At 62.7% G+C, this 15227-nt stretch carries 15 protein-coding genes; 10 read left to right on the top strand and 5 right to left on the bottom strand.

Translation table 11 applies throughout. The features are described from left to right. Positions 1 to 158 precede the first annotated feature (158 nt). The 8 genes from ACIU1A_RS16215 to ACIU1A_RS16180 all read left to right on the top strand — a co-directional run bounded on the left by ACIU1A_RS16215 (position 159) and on the right by ACIU1A_RS16180 (position 8334). On the top strand, positions 159 to 1064 hold the full coding sequence (locus ACIU1A_RS16215; protein ID WP_404927744.1) for a Ku protein: 906 nt from the start codon (positions 159 to 161) through the stop codon (positions 1062 to 1064). After that, entirely contained in the window at positions 1061 to 2182 is a 1122-nt protein-coding gene (locus ACIU1A_RS16210) for a tetratricopeptide repeat protein (protein ID WP_404927743.1), read from the top strand. Before ACIU1A_RS16215 ends, ACIU1A_RS16210 begins: the two co-directional genes overlap by 4 nt. A 222-nt stretch (positions 2183 to 2404) precedes the next feature. Continuing rightward, the gene (locus ACIU1A_RS16205; protein ID WP_404927742.1) at positions 2405 to 3049 is read left to right on the top strand and encodes an alpha/beta family hydrolase; all 645 of its coding nucleotides are present in this window, start codon (positions 2405 to 2407) and stop codon (positions 3047 to 3049) included. A 7-nt stretch (positions 3050 to 3056) separates the two neighbouring features. Then, entirely contained in the window at positions 3057 to 3827 is a 771-nt protein-coding gene (locus ACIU1A_RS16200; protein WP_140499052.1) for an exodeoxyribonuclease III, read from the top strand. A 243-nt stretch (positions 3828 to 4070) separates the two neighbouring features. Next, positions 4071 to 5492 carry a hypothetical protein gene (locus ACIU1A_RS16195; RefSeq protein WP_404927741.1) on the top strand — a complete coding sequence of 474 codons (1422 nt, stop codon included), beginning with the start codon at positions 4071 to 4073 and terminating at the stop codon, positions 5490 to 5492. Beyond that, positions 5489 to 6310 carry a hypothetical protein gene (locus ACIU1A_RS16190; protein WP_404927740.1) on the top strand — a complete coding sequence of 274 codons (822 nt, stop codon included), beginning with the start codon at positions 5489 to 5491 and terminating at the stop codon, positions 6308 to 6310. Before ACIU1A_RS16195 ends, ACIU1A_RS16190 begins: the two co-directional genes overlap by 4 nt. After that, entirely contained in the window at positions 6307 to 7338 is a 1032-nt protein-coding gene (locus ACIU1A_RS16185) for a hypothetical protein (protein ID WP_140499046.1), read from the top strand. Before ACIU1A_RS16190 ends, ACIU1A_RS16185 begins: the two co-directional genes overlap by 4 nt. Positions 7339 to 7371: 33 nt before the next feature. After that, positions 7372 to 8334 (top strand): hypothetical protein, encoded by a 963-nt coding sequence (locus ACIU1A_RS16180; RefSeq protein WP_181167220.1) that lies wholly within the window; start codon positions 7372 to 7374, stop codon positions 8332 to 8334. 151 nt (positions 8335 to 8485) lie between these two features. Here ACIU1A_RS16180 and ACIU1A_RS16175 read toward each other — a convergent pair whose 3' ends face one another. Both ACIU1A_RS16175 and yghU read right to left on the bottom strand, forming a co-directional pair. Beyond that, positions 8486 to 9226, bottom strand: a complete 741-nt coding sequence (locus ACIU1A_RS16175) for a sulfotransferase family protein (RefSeq protein WP_140499042.1) — start codon at positions 9224 to 9226, stop codon at positions 8486 to 8488. Between the two features lie 355 nt (positions 9227 to 9581). Beyond that, on the bottom strand, positions 9582 to 10448 hold the full coding sequence (yghU, locus tag ACIU1A_RS16170) for a glutathione-dependent disulfide-bond oxidoreductase (protein WP_404927739.1): 867 nt from the start codon (positions 10446 to 10448) through the stop codon (positions 9582 to 9584). 236 nt (positions 10449 to 10684) lie between these two features. Between yghU and ACIU1A_RS16165 the strand changes: the two genes are divergently transcribed. Beyond that, positions 10685 to 11590, top strand: coding sequence for a S1C family serine protease (locus tag ACIU1A_RS16165; RefSeq protein ID WP_140582497.1), 906 nt, complete (start codon positions 10685 to 10687; stop codon positions 11588 to 11590). A gap of 164 nt (positions 11591 to 11754) precedes the next feature. On the opposite strand, the gene ACIU1A_RS16160 is transcribed toward ACIU1A_RS16165, so the two are convergent. Continuing rightward, positions 11755 to 12024, bottom strand: a complete 270-nt coding sequence (locus ACIU1A_RS16160) for a hypothetical protein (RefSeq protein WP_404927738.1) — start codon at positions 12022 to 12024, stop codon at positions 11755 to 11757. 36 nt (positions 12025 to 12060) lie between these two features. Further along, positions 12061 to 12372 carry a hypothetical protein gene (locus tag ACIU1A_RS16155; RefSeq protein WP_404927737.1) on the bottom strand — a complete coding sequence of 104 codons (312 nt, stop codon included), beginning with the start codon at positions 12370 to 12372 and terminating at the stop codon, positions 12061 to 12063. Positions 12373 to 12636: 264 nt separating this feature from the next. Here ACIU1A_RS16155 and ACIU1A_RS16150 point away from each other — a divergent pair, with 264 nt between their 5' ends. Then, on the top strand, positions 12637 to 14259 hold the full coding sequence (locus ACIU1A_RS16150; RefSeq protein WP_404927736.1) for an ABC-F family ATP-binding cassette domain-containing protein: 1623 nt from the start codon (positions 12637 to 12639) through the stop codon (positions 14257 to 14259). Between the two features lie 8 nt (positions 14260 to 14267). Here ACIU1A_RS16150 and gcvA read toward each other — a convergent pair whose 3' ends face one another. After that, positions 14268 to 15185, bottom strand: a complete 918-nt coding sequence (gene gcvA, locus ACIU1A_RS16145) for a transcriptional regulator GcvA (RefSeq protein ID WP_404927933.1) — start codon at positions 15183 to 15185, stop codon at positions 14268 to 14270. Between the last annotated feature and the right edge of the window lie 42 nt (positions 15186 to 15227).

The raw sequence follows: 15227 nt of genomic DNA, 5'->3' as shown, positions 1-15227 counted from the left end.
TGAATTATTCTCTACTCGCAGCCTTTCCGGCGTCCTAAAACATTTCGTCAGGATTTGCTGGTAAGGTGCGAGGTCGGTGTAGGATATGGGCAGCCTTGTTCGTCCTTCGGACGAAAGCGCTGCGAAAGTTTCAGTGCATGGCCGCGTAGGAGTTCATCATGGCGCCCAGGGCAAGTTGGAAAGGTTACCTCAAACTCAGTCTTGTGAGCTGTCCGGTGCGGCTATACCCCGCCACCAGTGCCAGCGAGCGCATCTCGTTCAACCAGTTGCACAAGAAGACCCACAACCGCATCAACATGAAGCCGGTCGATCCGGAACTCGGACTGGTCGAGCGTTCGGACCTGGTCAAGGGCTACGAGTACGAGGACAAGCAGTACATCATCATCGACGATAGCGACCTCGACGCGGTGCGCATCGAATCCAACCACACGATGAACATCGAGGCCTTCGTCGACGAGGACGAGGTCGACGTCATCTACCAGGACGCGCCCTATTACATGGCGCCGGACGGCGCGATGGCGGAGGAGACTTTCGCCGTGCTGCGCGAAGCCATGCGCAAATCCGGCAAGCTGGCGATCGCGCGGCTAGTCCTGTCCAGCCGCGAGCGCGTGGTGACGATCGGCGCGCGCGAAAACGGCATGTTCGTGTGCACGTTGAGGAACCCGAACGAAGTGCGCGGCACGGCTGAATATTTCGGCAATATCCCTGCCGGCAACCCGGATCCTGAAATGCTGCAACTCGCCGAAGCGCTGATCAAGCAGAAGGAAACCACCTTCGATCCGAAGAACTACGAGGATCGCTACGAGATCGCGCTGATGGCGATGATCCGCGAGAAGCTGAAGGGCCACAAGCCCATCATCGCGGCGGCACCCGAGCGCGGCAACGTCATCAATTTGATGGATGCGCTGAAGGCGAGCCTGTCGCAGTCGAAGCCGCCGGCCAAGTCGAAGAGCAAGGCCGACGAGACGCCCGCCAAGCCCGCCAAAAAGACGGCCGCGGGCGGCGCTGCTGAAAATCCGCTGAAAGCCAACCTGCTGAAGGCGGTCGGCAAGAGCAAGAAGTGACGGCACCAGCCGGCGCCATATTCGGCACGATCGGCGCGCTGGCGGCGTTTCCGCTCAGGCTGGCGGCGCGCGAGGTCGCGCGCCAGCATGGCGAACTCAGGCGCGGTGTCATCCGGCGCACCACGCATGTCGTGTTCGGTCGCGGTCTGCTGGTCAAGGCCGGGCTGGTCAAAGCCGGGCTCACGAAGACCGGCGATGTCGAGGTCGAACGCCGGGTCGCCGCCGAGCGCGGCGCCGGGCGCACATTGCTCAGCGAGAACGGTTTTCTGCGCCTGCTCGGACTGATGAAGGCGCCTGAGGCCTCCTCGCTGTCGCGGCAATCGCTGATCGATCAGTCGCAGCTATCCGGCGCCGACCTCGATCTCTTGTCGCTGTTCGATGCCTTCGAACATGACTCGGAACCCTATTCCTTCCGCGACCTGATCCTGGCGCGCAAATATGCCGGGCTGGTCGCCGGCGGCGCGACATGGCGCGCGATCGCGCGCTCGGTGCATCGTTCCGGCCCGGTGGCTTCGCTCACCGCCAAGTCGCTCGCGGTCGGCTCGGCATCCGGGCGGCCCGATGCGATCTATCTGGATGGCGGCGAGAGCGAGCTCGACGGGCAATTGCTGTTCGATCTCGGCGCCTCCGACGACGATCCGCTGGAAGAGCTGTTCGCCGAGGCCGAAGCGGCGGAGGAGGGCGGCGACCATGATGGTGCCGCCGCGCTCTACCAGCGCTGCCTTGCAATCGATCCAGGCGACGCGATCGCCGCCTTCAACCGCGCCAACTGCCTGCGCGCCGGCGGCCACCCGGCGGAAGCGGCCCATGACTATGCGCGCGCGATCAAGCTCGATCCGGCTTTCGTCGAGGCCTGGTTCAATCTCGCCGGGCTGATGAGCGAGGAGGGCAAGACGGCGTCGGCGCGAAGGCACTTGTGGAAGGCGATCTCGCTCGACGGCAGTTACGCCGATCCGGTTTTCAATCTCGCCCGGCTCGAATTCGACGCCGGCAATTTGCTGGAAGCGCGGCGGCTGTGGGCGCGGTATCTGGAGCTCGACGCGGAGTCGGAGTGGGCTGGAGTTGCGGCCAAGGGCGTGCAGTTCGTGGACATGCAGCTGGCGAAATCGGCGGGGTAAAGCTCTTTCCTTCTCCCGTTTTGGGAGAAGGTGGATCGGCGCGCAGCGCCGAGACGGTTGAGGGGTGCGTGTCGGAATGAGGCGTTTGCGTTTCCTGGAACACCCGTCATCCGGCCGAGCTTCGCGAGACCACCCCCGGGGCGAGCCAACGGTCTCGCCCGCCCTTCGGGTCCCACAAGGGGAGAAGGGGTCACCAACGCCGAGCCACGGGAGCCCTATTCCATGACCACCTTCCTCTTCGACGGCGACGACACAGCTCCCGTCACCATCCTGCTCGCGCATGGCGCCGGCGCGTCGATGGATTCTCCTTCGATGACCGCCACCGCCAAGGCGGTGGCGGCAGTAGGCTTTCAGGTCGCGCGGTTCGAGTTCCACTATATGGCGTCCCGCCGCTATGGCCACCGCAAGCCGCCGCCGCGCGCCGAGACAGTGAACCCGGAATACATCAAGGCGATCGCCGACCTCAGGGCGAGGGGCGTGACCGGGACGTTGATCATCGGTGGCAAATCGATGGGCGGTCGCGTCGCCTCGATGGTGGCGGACGAGATGTTTGCCAGGGGCGAAATCTCGGGCCTGCTTTGCCTCGGCTATCCCTTCCACCCGCCCGGCAAGCCCGAGCAGTTGCGGACCAAGCATCTGGCCGGGTTGACGATACCGACGCTGATCTTCCAGGGCACGCGCGACGAGTTCGGCACGCCCGACGAGATTGCCGGCTATGGGCTCTCCGACAGCATCGAGATCGTATGGTTGGAGGATGGCGATCACGATCTGAAGCCGCGCAAGAGCATCTCGGGGTTTTCGACCGCCGATCATCTGAAGACGCTGGCCGAAACGGTGAAGGCTTGGACGGGCAAGCTCGTCTCTTGACCCGCCGATGAAAATCGCCTCCTTCAACATCAATAACGTCAACAGCCGACTGAAGAATCTGCTGACCTGGCTGGCGGCGGCAAGACCCGATGTCGTCTGCCTGCAGGAGTTGAAGGCGCGCGATATGCAGTTTCCGCGCACTGCCCTGGCCGATGCCGGCTACGGCGCGGTGTGGAAGGGGGAGCCGACCTGGAACGGCGTCGCCATACTGGCGCGGGGCGCCGAGCCGGTGCTGACGCGCGATGTGCTGCCCGGCGACGATGCCGACAGGCAGAGCCGCTACATCGAGGCGGCGGTGAACGGAATCGTCATCGGCTGCCTGTACGCGCCGAACGGCAACCCGCAGCCGGGGCCGAAATTTCAGTACAAACTCGCCTGGCACGCACGGTTGGCGGCGCATGCCGAACAGTTGCTCGACACCGGTCTGCCGGTGGTGCTGGCGGGCGACTACAACATCGTGCCCGAGCCGCGCGATATCTATGCCACGCGCTCCTACGACGATAACGCGCTGGTACAGCCGGAAAGCCGGGCAGCCTTTGCGGCGCTCATCGAGCAAGGCTGGACGGACGCACTGCGCAAGGTGTACCCCAAAGAGACGCTCTACACCTTCTGGGATTACCGGCGGAACCGCTGGCCGCGCGATGCGGGCTTGCGGCTCGACCATATCCTCCTGTCGAAGAAGCTCGCCCGCAAGCTCAAGGCTGCCGGCATCGACCGCGACGTGCGCGGTGAGGACGGCGCCAGCGACCACGCGCCGGTGTGGGTGGAGTTGCGGTGAGGGGCGGCGTTTGGCGAAGCAGAATGCCCGCTCTCTTTTTCTCCGCACTTCGGCGACAGCGACCATACAGTATACGGCGCAGAGTAAAATACGGCTCCCTAGCAGTAGACAGTCATTCTGATGGAATTGCCGTGCTTTTGCGTCCGCAAAAGCTCCACTTTCGATTGGGCGAAACTCGTTGAAGAATCCGGAGCTTACCGCTAGCCTCGATCCGGGTGGTCGGAAGAGTGTACGTGGGGTGGAATGTTCGGGTCACTGGAAAAGCTCAAGCAACGGCTGTTGCGGCCGCCGCATGCCTATAGGCCGACGACAGAGTCATTCCCCGACATTGACGTCCAGCGCATTGCAACGGATATGCGGCTTGCGGAGAAAGGCGAGAAGCGGGGCAGGGAGAATCTGCCTCAAAGCGATGACCTACCTTACGATGCCGTTGAAAACGATATCATCGAATTGGTCGGAGCCGCCCAGAAACAATCCCACGATCATCTGGAGAACCAACTTGCGGGGTTCAGGCAGCGTCTCATCGACCTCGACTTTGAATCGCGCTTTGCCAATATAAAAGCGGCATCCACGGCTGGTCTCTCCGACTTGAAAGCCGAATTGCAGATGGGAATCGATGATCTGCATGGGCTGCGTCGCGATCTGAAGGAGGCAGAGTCCTGGCATCGTGATTTCAAGGATCAGAACGGGCTTCGCCGGCCCTGCAAGAAGACCACCGCCATCGGTACGACGTTGAAATGGCTCTTTGTGGTGGCGCTGGTGATGGCAGAGCTCGTCATCAATGGCGAACTGCTTGCAAAGCGAAACGAGCTCGGGCTGGTCGGCGGCATCGTCGAGGCGCTGATCTTCGCGATTCTCAATGTCGGCGTCGCGCTGATGTTCGCCCTCTATGGCGTGCGCGAGATCGCGCATCGCTCGATTTTCCGTAAGTTTGTCGGCATTCTCGCCATCGCGGCCTATATCGGCGCAGCGATTGCCATCAATCTTGGTCTGGCGCATTACCGCGAGGTTGCCGGAACGATCGCGACCAATGGCGACGAGGTGATGCGACGCTTGCTAAGCGCGCCATTCGCGCTGAACGAATTTCGCTCCTGGATACTCTTCTTCCTCGGTGTGATGTTTTCACTCTTTGCCCTGATCGATGGGCTCAGCATGCGTGACACTTATCCAGGCTACGCCACGGTTGATCACCGGCTTGACGAGGCGCGGGCAAATTATCGAAACAAGCGGCAAGGCCTGATCGGCGAGCTTTCCGATGTTCGCAGTGGTTATGAGGACGAACTCGCCGATGCGCGCGCCGACCTCAGCAAGCAGCGGACAGAACACGATGCGATCGTGGCCCATCGCTCTCGGTTGGTTGGGCTGTTCGACGCCCACCAAGCTCAGCTTGAACGTGCGGCAAACAGCCTGTTCCGAATCTACAGGGACGCCAATATCGCTGTACGCACGACACCCGCGCCGGAGCGCTTTTCGCGGCGATACCAACTCGGCCGCATCGGCGTCCAGTATTTCCGCGACGGGGAATGGAACAGCGACGAATTGCAAGCTTCCATCAAGGATGCGCAAGGCGACCTCGACAAGATGCTGGTCGCCCTGGTTGAACAGTTCGAGGCTGCGTTGAAGCAGTATCGCGAACTGGATGTGCTGGTGCCTGAAGCCCAATGAGCGGTCGACGGTCCCGGCGCTCGCCTTCCAACCTTGTCAACTGGGGCTGGATTATTCTATTCGCGCTCGGCCTCATTGCCGCCGCGATAGGCTTTACCTACGTCTATGTCTCGGCGCGCTCGCAACTCGTCGAACTTGACGATCGGCTTTGCCCGGTCGTCGGAGCTGCGTCGCAAACCATCATCCTGATCGATACCACGGATGCAATCGCTGACGTCACCAAACTGAACATCCAGACCCTGCTGCGCGATACCGCCTCCGGCATCCAGCGCGGTGGCTTGCTCGAGATCAGGGCCCTTACATCAGCGGTACCCTATACGAAAGAACTCTTCTCGCTGTGCAACCCCGGCAATGGCGGCGACCTCAGTGCTTTCACCGGCAATGCGGCGCTGGCGCGAGAGCGTTGGCAAGCGGGATTCGGCCAGCCGCTGCTGGTTGCGCTTGAAAAAGCGGTCGAGGCAAACAAGGCCGACAGCTCGCCGATCATGGCCGGCATTCAGTCGATAGCCGTCAGCCATCTGGTCGCCCAGAAAACGCGTGCGGTCCCCTCGCGGCTGATTGTCGTTTCGGACATGTTCGAGAATACCGAATTCTTCTCTCACTACCGCGGCGCCACAGATTTCGATGCCTTCAAAAAGTCGCCCGCGGCAAACCGCTTCGCTACGGATCTCGCTGGCAGCGATGTGTCGATCTGGCTCATACGCCGGGCGAAGTCGCCCGTCGACAGCGTCGCGTTGATAGCATTCTGGCAGCAGTGGATTGATTACAATCACGGCGTTTTCAGCTCTGCCAAGTCGTTGCAAGGAGTTGAAGGGTGAGGCGGCCGCGCGTGGCCAGCCGGCAGTTGGACGCTGCGGCGCCACTGGTCTTTATCGTTTTTACCGGCCTGGGCGCCGCCTACATAGTCGTGGCCAAATCGCTTTCCGTGTCGGCATTCGTCGTTACCTTCGTGCCGATCGCGCTGATGATGGGCTACGCGGCGATGATCATGATCGCGCGCGGGCTCCGGCTGCGCGACGACCAAACCGGGGACAACTTCTACTATATGGGCTTCATCTTCACGCTCACCAGCCTCGCCGTTTCGCTTTACCAGTATGGAGGCGGTGGCGCAGTCGACGAGATCGTGCGCAATTTCGGCATCGCGGTTGCCTCCACCATCGCCGGCATTGCATTTCGCATCGTCTTCAATCAGCTCCGACGCGACCCCATGGAAGTGGAACGCGTGTCACGTCTCGAGCTCGCAGAAGCATCCCGCAAGGTGCGCCGGGAACTCGATGGCATCCTGAGCGAGATGAACCATTTTCAACGCTCCAACCAGCAGATGCTGCAAGAGGGCTATCACGAGATACGAACGCAAGTGGAAACCTCGGCGAAATCCCTGGTCCAGTCTCTGGACCTGCTCGCCAAGGAAGCTTCCGAGCACATCAGGGCATCCTCGCTGGCGATGCAGAGCGGAATAGACACCAAGGAGCTGCGGGGCGGCATCGACCAGACAGCCAAGGCAGTTCACGATATCAACGCCATCCTGACCAGCGCCAGCACGCAGATTGCGACCGCGACACAGATGATGGCCGACAAGCTCGCTGGCATGTCGACACCCGACAAGGTCATCGAGGTTCGGCTGGAGCCGGTCGTGGCCGGTTTGCAGCGGGCGATCGAAACCGCCATGAGCGATTTCTCTTCCCGTCTTGGCGATGTGGCGGAGCTTCGGCGCGGGCTGGAACAGTCCACGGCGGAAGCGCTTCGGGCCAGCGATGTGCTCGACAAACTTGCGGCGACATTTGAGGGTTATGATCGAGCGCCGACGCGGCAGGGTCTATTCAGACGGCTCTGGCGTGGCGGCTAAAGCGCGTTGCATGGTCAGTGTGGGACGATGTCGATGAAGATGCCTTCCTCGCTTATCGCCGAAGGGGAACGCGGCCATCGCCGAGGCGTGGTGCTTGGGCTCACAATGGCCGAGCTTCTCCTCCTTCTGCTTTTCTGCCTCCTTCTGGTCTCGGCCAGCATCGCACAGCGAAAAGATGAGAGGATCGCCGAGCTGCAGGCCTCCGCGAACCTGGACATCACGGTGGGCCAGCTTGCCGACATGCGTGCCGAACTGGCGCGCCTGCAGGCGCTGTTTCCAAAAGCGGCGCTTCCTTTGCCGCCAGCCAACTGGACCGAGCTCGTTGCGGCCAAAGCGGTGATCGACGGGCTTACGGAAAAGGGCATCGATGCCGCGCCGACGTCAGACCCGACGCTGCGGAAATTGCTGCTCGAAATCAGCGAAGCCAAGGCCGCCGACCCCCGTCTGCTGGACCGACTTGAAAAGACGCTCTCGGCCTCCAACGACAGGAGCGCGGACGCTGAATCGTCGATGCAGTGGCCGCCGATGATAACGTTGAGCGACGACGGCTATACATTTGAACGTGGCAGCGCTGCTCTCACCGACGCGTTCCGGGCTCGTTTGCAGACCAAGGTCACGGACGACGTTCTGTCTTTGCTGACACGCTACAAAGTCGATGTCGTCGAGATCGTCGGTCACACGGATGAGCAGAAAATCAATCCGGCCAAGCCGTCCAACCTCGATGCGGTTGCGATCTCGGCGATGAACGGAGCCAGCGCTATCAGCGATTTGACCCCGGCCGACAATGCGGGGCTGGGGCTCTCGCGCGCTATCGCGGTAGCGAACGCGCTGATCCAGACGGGACGGCTGGGCAGTGTGAAGATCATTCCGTTGTCAGCGGCACAGCTCGTAATGCCGGGAGACATTATCGCCGACGGCAGCCACGTTGGCGATGTTCGGGAACGCCGGCGTATCGAGATTCGGGTACGACGGTCCTCGGACGGCGGCACCAATTAACGCGGTGATCGCGCGATTCAGCCTGCTTGGCGGTATCGACAACGACGCCCTTGTTTTGACCGCAGCGCTTTTTCGCAATCGCGTGGCCTGGATCGCAAAGCCTTCGTCGCTTCGCTCCCGCTGCACCGAGGGATCGACGAACGGCGCCCAACTACCCCAGCCACCACCATAGCGCCGCGATCACCGCGATAACGGCCGCCACGCTTAGCGCCAGCATGATGTAGGAGCCCTTGATGATGTCGGCGATGATCTTCTTGATGGCCTCGCGGTCGTTGAGATTGGGGAAGGGCTCGTTCGGTTGCGCCACGTCGAGGAAGTGGCAGAGCGGGGCCCAGCCTTCGCTGACCTTGAACACCAGCAGCTTTTCCGGCGGCACCGCCGCCTTCACTTCCTCGACATATGCGTTGTAGCGCTCCACGGCCTTGGCGCGGTTGCCCATGACGCCGGCTAGCGTGCGGCCCCAGATCAGCCTGCGTGACATGTCGCCGAATTTCCGGCCGAACGGCGTCAGCCATTCCAGGATCTTGAACTGCCAGACATTCTCGGTGAAGTAGATCGTGTCGATGGTGCTCTCGTACCAGGCTTCCGCGCCGCGCGGGTGCAAGGTGAGCAGCACCTTGGCGTCGGGATAGGCGGCCATCAGTTCGCGCCACACGCAGCAGCCTGGATTGTCGACCGTCGCCTTGTAATTGCCGAATACCCGGCTCCAGTCCTGCTGCGTGCCGGGCGGGCTGTTGGCCACCTTGCGCCAGAAATCGAGATGGCCCTTGTTGGCCTTGTTCAGGATCACTTCCTGCATGTGGTAGCAGGGCAGGCCGAGCCTGTTCAGCGCGACGAAGGTCGACCATGTACCGGTGCGCCCGAAGCCAGCCCCGATCAGCGTGAGCGTCATTTGTTCCCCCGACCAAACCAAGGCCGCGTGCTCGCGCCAAAAAAGGACGCCGCGGCAACCCTAGGCATGCCCTGCGCGACAAGGACGCCGCGCCGCAGGATCGATTTGCTCCCTTGCATCGATCTTCTGGCAACACGTTGCGCCCTGGCCGGCATTTGCGCAACAGATTTCTATGGGGCCTGTGTGAGAGGACCGCTGTTGACGTCGGACGATGATAGAAGAAGACGCATTGCCGTCTTGAACGGCGCGGAGCGGATCGGCGTGATGTCCACGCCTCTAGGTGAGACGTTGCCGTCATCGACGCTTTCGCAAAATCAAACGGAGGGCGGGCAGCGCCGCTGCCCGCCCTCGCAGCTCACTCAGCCGCGAGCTTGTCCTGCGTGTTCGTGTCGAAATCGCTGGCGTCGTGGCGTTCGTGCAGCTGCATCGCGGGTTCGCCGAAGGCGCGGTTGACCATGCGTCCGCGCTTGACCGCGGGGCGCTCGTCGATCGCCTTCGCCCACCGCTGCACGTTCTTGTAATCCTGCACCGAAAGGAACTCGCCGGAATCATTGTACATGCGGCCGAGCGCCAGTCCGCCATACCAGGGCCAGACCGCCATGTCGGCGATCGAGTAGCCGGCGCCGGAAAGATATTCGGTTTCGGCCAGGCGGCGGTCGAGCACGTCGAGCTGGCGCTTGGTTTCCATGGCAAAGCGGTCGATGGCGTATTCGATCTTGGTCGGCGCGTACGCATAGAAATGACCGAAGCCGCCGCCGAGATAAGGGGCAGAGCCCATCTGCCAGAACAGCCAGGACAGGGTCTCGGCGCGCGCCGGCTGGTCGGTCGGCAGGAACTCGCCGAGCTTTTCGGCGAGATAGGTGAGGATCGAACCGGACTCGAAGACGCGGATGGGCGTGGCGCCGCTGCGGTCCATCAGTGCGGGGATCTTGGAGTTCGGATTGACCTCGACGAAGCCGCTGCCGAACTGGTCGCCATCGTTGATCCTGATCAGCCAGGCGTCGTATTCGGCGCCCTTGTGGCCAAGCGCCAGCAGTTCCTCCAGCATGATCGTCACCTTGACGCCGTTCGGCGTCGCCAGCGAATAGAGCTGCAACGGGTGCTTGCCCACCGGCAGCACCTTGTCATGCGTCGGGCCGGCGATCGGGCGATTGATGCTGGCGAAGGCGCCGCCGCTCGGCTTGTTCCAGGTCCATACTTTCGGCGGAGTGTATTCGGTCATCGCGGGGCCTCGTATTGTGGGGAGAGACAGGTTGGAAGCGGGACTGGCAGTTGCACCTACAGCTAGGGCTGCAAACGGGAAAGTTCAACTTGCGTTGAACTATTGTCAATGACCATGCCTCTCATCTTCCCTTTGGGCTTCGAAAGGATGGAGGGGATGCCCCCCAACCCCTTGCGCCTTGGTTCGCGTGCCATACCTATAGGAACGTGACCCCCAAGCCCGTCCAGGACAAGAGCATGCCCATCAATCCCAACAGACGCTCCGTCGTGGCGGTGCGCGCCACCATTCCAGACGATGCCTTCACTGCCGGGGCATTGGGCACGCTGCGCGAAGGCAGCGGCGTCGTTATCCGCGAGAATGGGTTGGTGCTGACCATCGGCTATCTCATTACCGAGGCGGAAGAGGTGTGGCTTACGACCCATGACGGCCGCGTCGTGCCGGCGCATGCGCTGGCCTACGACCAGGAATCGGGCTTTGGCCTGGTTCAGGCGCTGGCGCCGCTTGGCCTGCCGGCGGTGGCGCTGGGCGACGCCGGCAGGGCCAGGATCGGGGATAGCGTGGTGCTCGCCGACGGCATCGGCCAGTCGGTTCAGGCCAGGATCGTCACCAAGCAGGAATTCGCCGGCTATTGGGAATATCTGCTCGAGGAAGCGATCTTCATCGCGCCGGCGCATCCTTCCTGGGGCGGCGCGGCGCTGTTCGATGCAAAGGGCGCGCTGCTCGGCGTCGGGTCGCTGCGCCTGCAGATGAGCCGCAACGGCGAGGTCGCCGATATCAACATGGTGGTGCCGATCGACCTGTTGCCGCCGATCCTCGACGATCTCCTGACGCGCGGCCAGGTGGCGCGGCCGCCACGGCCATGGCTCGGCGCCCTCTCGGCCGAAAGCGACGGCCGGGTGGTGGTGATGAGCGTGACCGAAGGCGGTCCGGCCGCCAAGGCGGGCCTGCGCGAGGGCGACGTCATCTCCGACATACGCGACGGCGCGGTCGACGGGCTGGCCGATTTCTATCGCAAGCTATGGGACAGCGGTTCGGCCGGCGCCGAGATCCCGATGCGGGTCCTGCGCGACGGCCGCGAAACCTGGCTGCGCGTCAAATCCGCCGACCGCGACAGTTTCCTGAAGAAGCCGCAATTGCAGTGAGCGCGTTACCTTCTCGACAGCAGAGAAGGAAAGCCTTCAGCCCAGTCCGAAAAGAAAAGCCGCCGTCGCTTGCGCGAGGGCGGCTTTTCCCTGGGACGACGTCAGGAAAAAACGATCAAGGGATTCAAGATACCGTTCTATCTCCTTGTTCGGGCTTGAGAAGATCAAGCCGCGGCCTTGTGCTTCCTGACGGCGTGCTTGTGGCTGTGCTTGCGTACAGGCTTCTTCACATGCCTGCTGGCGTGCTTGCGATGCTTGACATGCTTGTGCGCGGCCGCCTTGACCGGCTTCTTCACGGCAGCGGCAGCGAGGGGAGCCGCGGTCGAGGCTGCCGCGGTGGTGGCGGCCGCGTCGGCGGAGCTGGCGCCGACGACCGGCATTGCGAGACCGAGTGCAATGGCCAGGTCGAGCGCGGAGAGGAGAGGCTTGTTCATGATAGGCTTCCTTGTTTCAGAGATAGATGGTGGACGTCACTGGTTCAGATCGACCGGTGTCACGCCCAGAAGTTTCAAGGCGTTGGCGAAGGTACGGATGCCCTGCGCCTCCTTGCGTTCGGCACAAAAACGGCTGGCCTTGTTCTGGATCGCGGTTGCCTCGGCCAGATGGATCGCACTGGCACCGAGGTCGTCTTTCGTCTCGATGGCTCCGTCGAGTTGAAGACCGAGCCGGCTGCAGGACTCGCTGCGGGTAACCGCCGCTTCCGCACCCGACGGTGCGACCGCAGTGATGGCAAACGAAATGCCAAGCAGGGCACCCATCCATCCGGTCGAACGTGGTTTCATTTTCGGGACCATCCCTTTGCGTTGCGCCGCGACCGGTTCCGGCCGCCGCGGGGGTGGTTATCGCAGCACCGCTTTTCTCCAGTTTTCCCGGACGTTGAATCTTGTTTCTAAAGTGTGTCTGGAGGGCGCTTCTCCCTCCTCCGCTGTGGGAAGACGTAAGAGCGCTGCGCCCGCTGCGGCGCTTCTGCCTCTTTCCCCGCCGCTGTCATTCGCGTATGGGCCGGGGCAACTCCCGCACCCTCACATCAGCCTCCCGGACCACTCATGATCAGACTTGAAAACATCGGCAAGCAGAACGGCCGTCAGCTTGTCTTCATCGAGGCGTCGGCCGCCCTGCAGAAAGGCGAAAAGGTCGGGCTCGTCGGCCCCAACGGCGCCGGCAAGACAACACTGTTTCGCATGATCACCGGGCAGGAACAGCCCGACGAGGGCCAGGTGCAGGTCGATCGCGGCGTCACGATCGGCTATTTCAGCCAGGATGTCGGCGATATGGACGGCCGTAGCGCGGTGGCCGAAGTGATGAACGGCGCCGGGCCGGTGAGCGAAGTGGCGGCCGAGATGGCGGCGCTGGAGGCGGCTATGGCTGATCCCGACCAGGCGGACCGGATGGACGAGATCATCGAACGCTATGGCGAGGCGCAGCACCGCTTCGAGGAACTCGACGGCTATGCGCTCGACGGCCGGGCGCGGGAAGTGCTCGACGGTCTCGGTTTCTCGCAGGAGATGATGGACGGCGACGTCGGAAAACTCTCCGGCGGCTGGAAGATGCGCGTGGCGCTGGCACGCATTCTGCTGATGCGGCCCGACGCCATGCTGCTCGACGAGCCGAGCAACCATCTCGACCTGGAAAGCCTGATCTGGCTCGAGCAGTTCCTGAAGAATTATGACGGCGCGCTCCTGATGACCTCGCACGACCGCGAGTTCATGAACCGCATCGTCAACAAGGTGGTGGAGATCGACGGCGGGTCGCTCACCGCCTATTCCGGCAATTACGAATTCTATCAGCAGCAGCGCGCGATCGCGGACAAGCAGCAGCAGGCGCAGTTCGAGCGCCAGCAGGCGATGCTGGCCAAGGAGATCGCCTTTATCGAACGGTTCAAGGCGCGCGCGTCGCATGCGGCCCAGGTGCAGAGCCGGGTGAAGAAGCTCGACAAGATCGATCGCGTCGAGCCGCCGAAGCGCCGCCAGACGGTGAATTTCGAGTTCCAGCCGGCGCCGCGCTGCGGCGAGGACGTCGTGACGTTGAAGAACGTCCACAAGGCCTATGGCAGCCGTTCGATCTATGAAGGGCTCGACTTCCAGGTGCGCCGGCGCGAGCGCTGGTGCATCATGGGCGTCAATGGCGCGGGCAAGTCGACGCTGTTGAAATTGGTGGCCGGCGCGTCCGATCCCGACCAGGGCTCGGTGGCGCGCGGTCCGAGCGTCAAGATGGGCTATTTCGCCCAGCATGCCATGGAGCTGCTCGAAGGCGAGCGCACCGTGTTCCAGACGCTGGAGGACAATTTTCCGCAGGCCGGTCAGGCGCCGCTTCGGGCACTCGCCGGCTGCTTCGGTTTTTCCGGCGACGAGATCGAGAAGAAGTGCCGGGTGCTTTCGGGCGGCGAAAAGGCGCGGCTGGTGATGGCGCTGATGCTGTTCGACCCGCCCAACCTCCTGGTGCTGGACGAGCCGACCAACCATCTCGACATCGTCACCAAGCAGATGCTGATCGAGGCGCTGTCGCAATATGAGGGCACCATGCTGTTCGTCTCGCACGACCGCCATTTCCTGGCGGCGCTGTCCAATCGCGTGCTGGAACTGACGCCGGAAGGCATCCACACCTATGGTGGCGGCTACACCGAATATGTCGAGCGCACCGGGCAGGAGGCACCGGGACTGAGGAGCTAGCGCAGAGGCTATTCTCCGGAAACGGCCATGGCACGCTGCGCCGTCATTTCCGAAAAGAGCCAATCGCGAAAAGCCTTCACCTTGCGCCGGCGGACCGCGTCCGGAGGGTAGACCAGATAGAAGCTGGAAACCGATTTCAGCGCGTGGCCGAAAGGGCGGACAAGCCTTCCGGTGGCGAGGTCGGCCGCCACGAGCATGGTCCGGCCAAGTACCACGCCTTCCCCTTGCACGGCCGATTCGACCGCGAAAGTGGCGGAATCGAAGGTAATCCCGCTCCGCGGATCCACGCCTTCCACGCCCGCGCTGGACAGCCAGACCGCCCAGCCGATCGGGAAGCCATCATGGATCAGCGTGTGGTGCCTGAGATCGTCGGGCTTCTCCAGGGGCCAGGCGCCCTGCATGAGCCTCGGGCTACACACTGGAAACACCTCCTCGCCAGTGAGGAATTCCGATATAAGACCCGGATAGTTTCCGGCGCCATAGCGGATGGCGACGTCGATGCCGTCGCCAAAAAAATTGGTCAACTTGCCGGTCGTCGAAATCCTGACGTCGATGTCGCCATGCGCGCGATGAAAGCGATAGAGCCGCGGCACCAGCCATTTTCCCGCGAAGCCGTCGGAGGTGGAGACGTTCAATGTCGAGCCCGAATGGGCGGCCGTCGCCGATTGGGTGGCGGCCGCGAGCTGGTCGAGCATCTCGTGGACCGCCCTCGCATAGGGCTCGCCCACGGCGGTGAGGCGCACCGAGCGCGTCGCGCGCTCGAACAGAAGCACGCCGAGCTGTTCCTCAAGGTGCTTGATCGCCCGGCTGACGGCGCCGTGCGTGACGTTGAGCTCGTCGGCTGCCCTGGAGAAATTCAAATGCCGCGCGGCGGCCTCGAAGGCCGGCAGCGCATTGAGTGGGGAAGTCTGCGGATCATGGCCAATCTGTGAGATTTGATCACAAATCCTTGCCAAAGTTTGGATTGT

Origin of the sequence: Mesorhizobium maamorense, from assembly GCF_044998965.1 — a bacterium.
In the GTDB taxonomy this organism is placed as follows: Bacteria; Pseudomonadota; Alphaproteobacteria; order Rhizobiales; family Rhizobiaceae; genus Mesorhizobium.
This window is presented reverse-complemented; position numbering and strand designations above follow the sequence as displayed.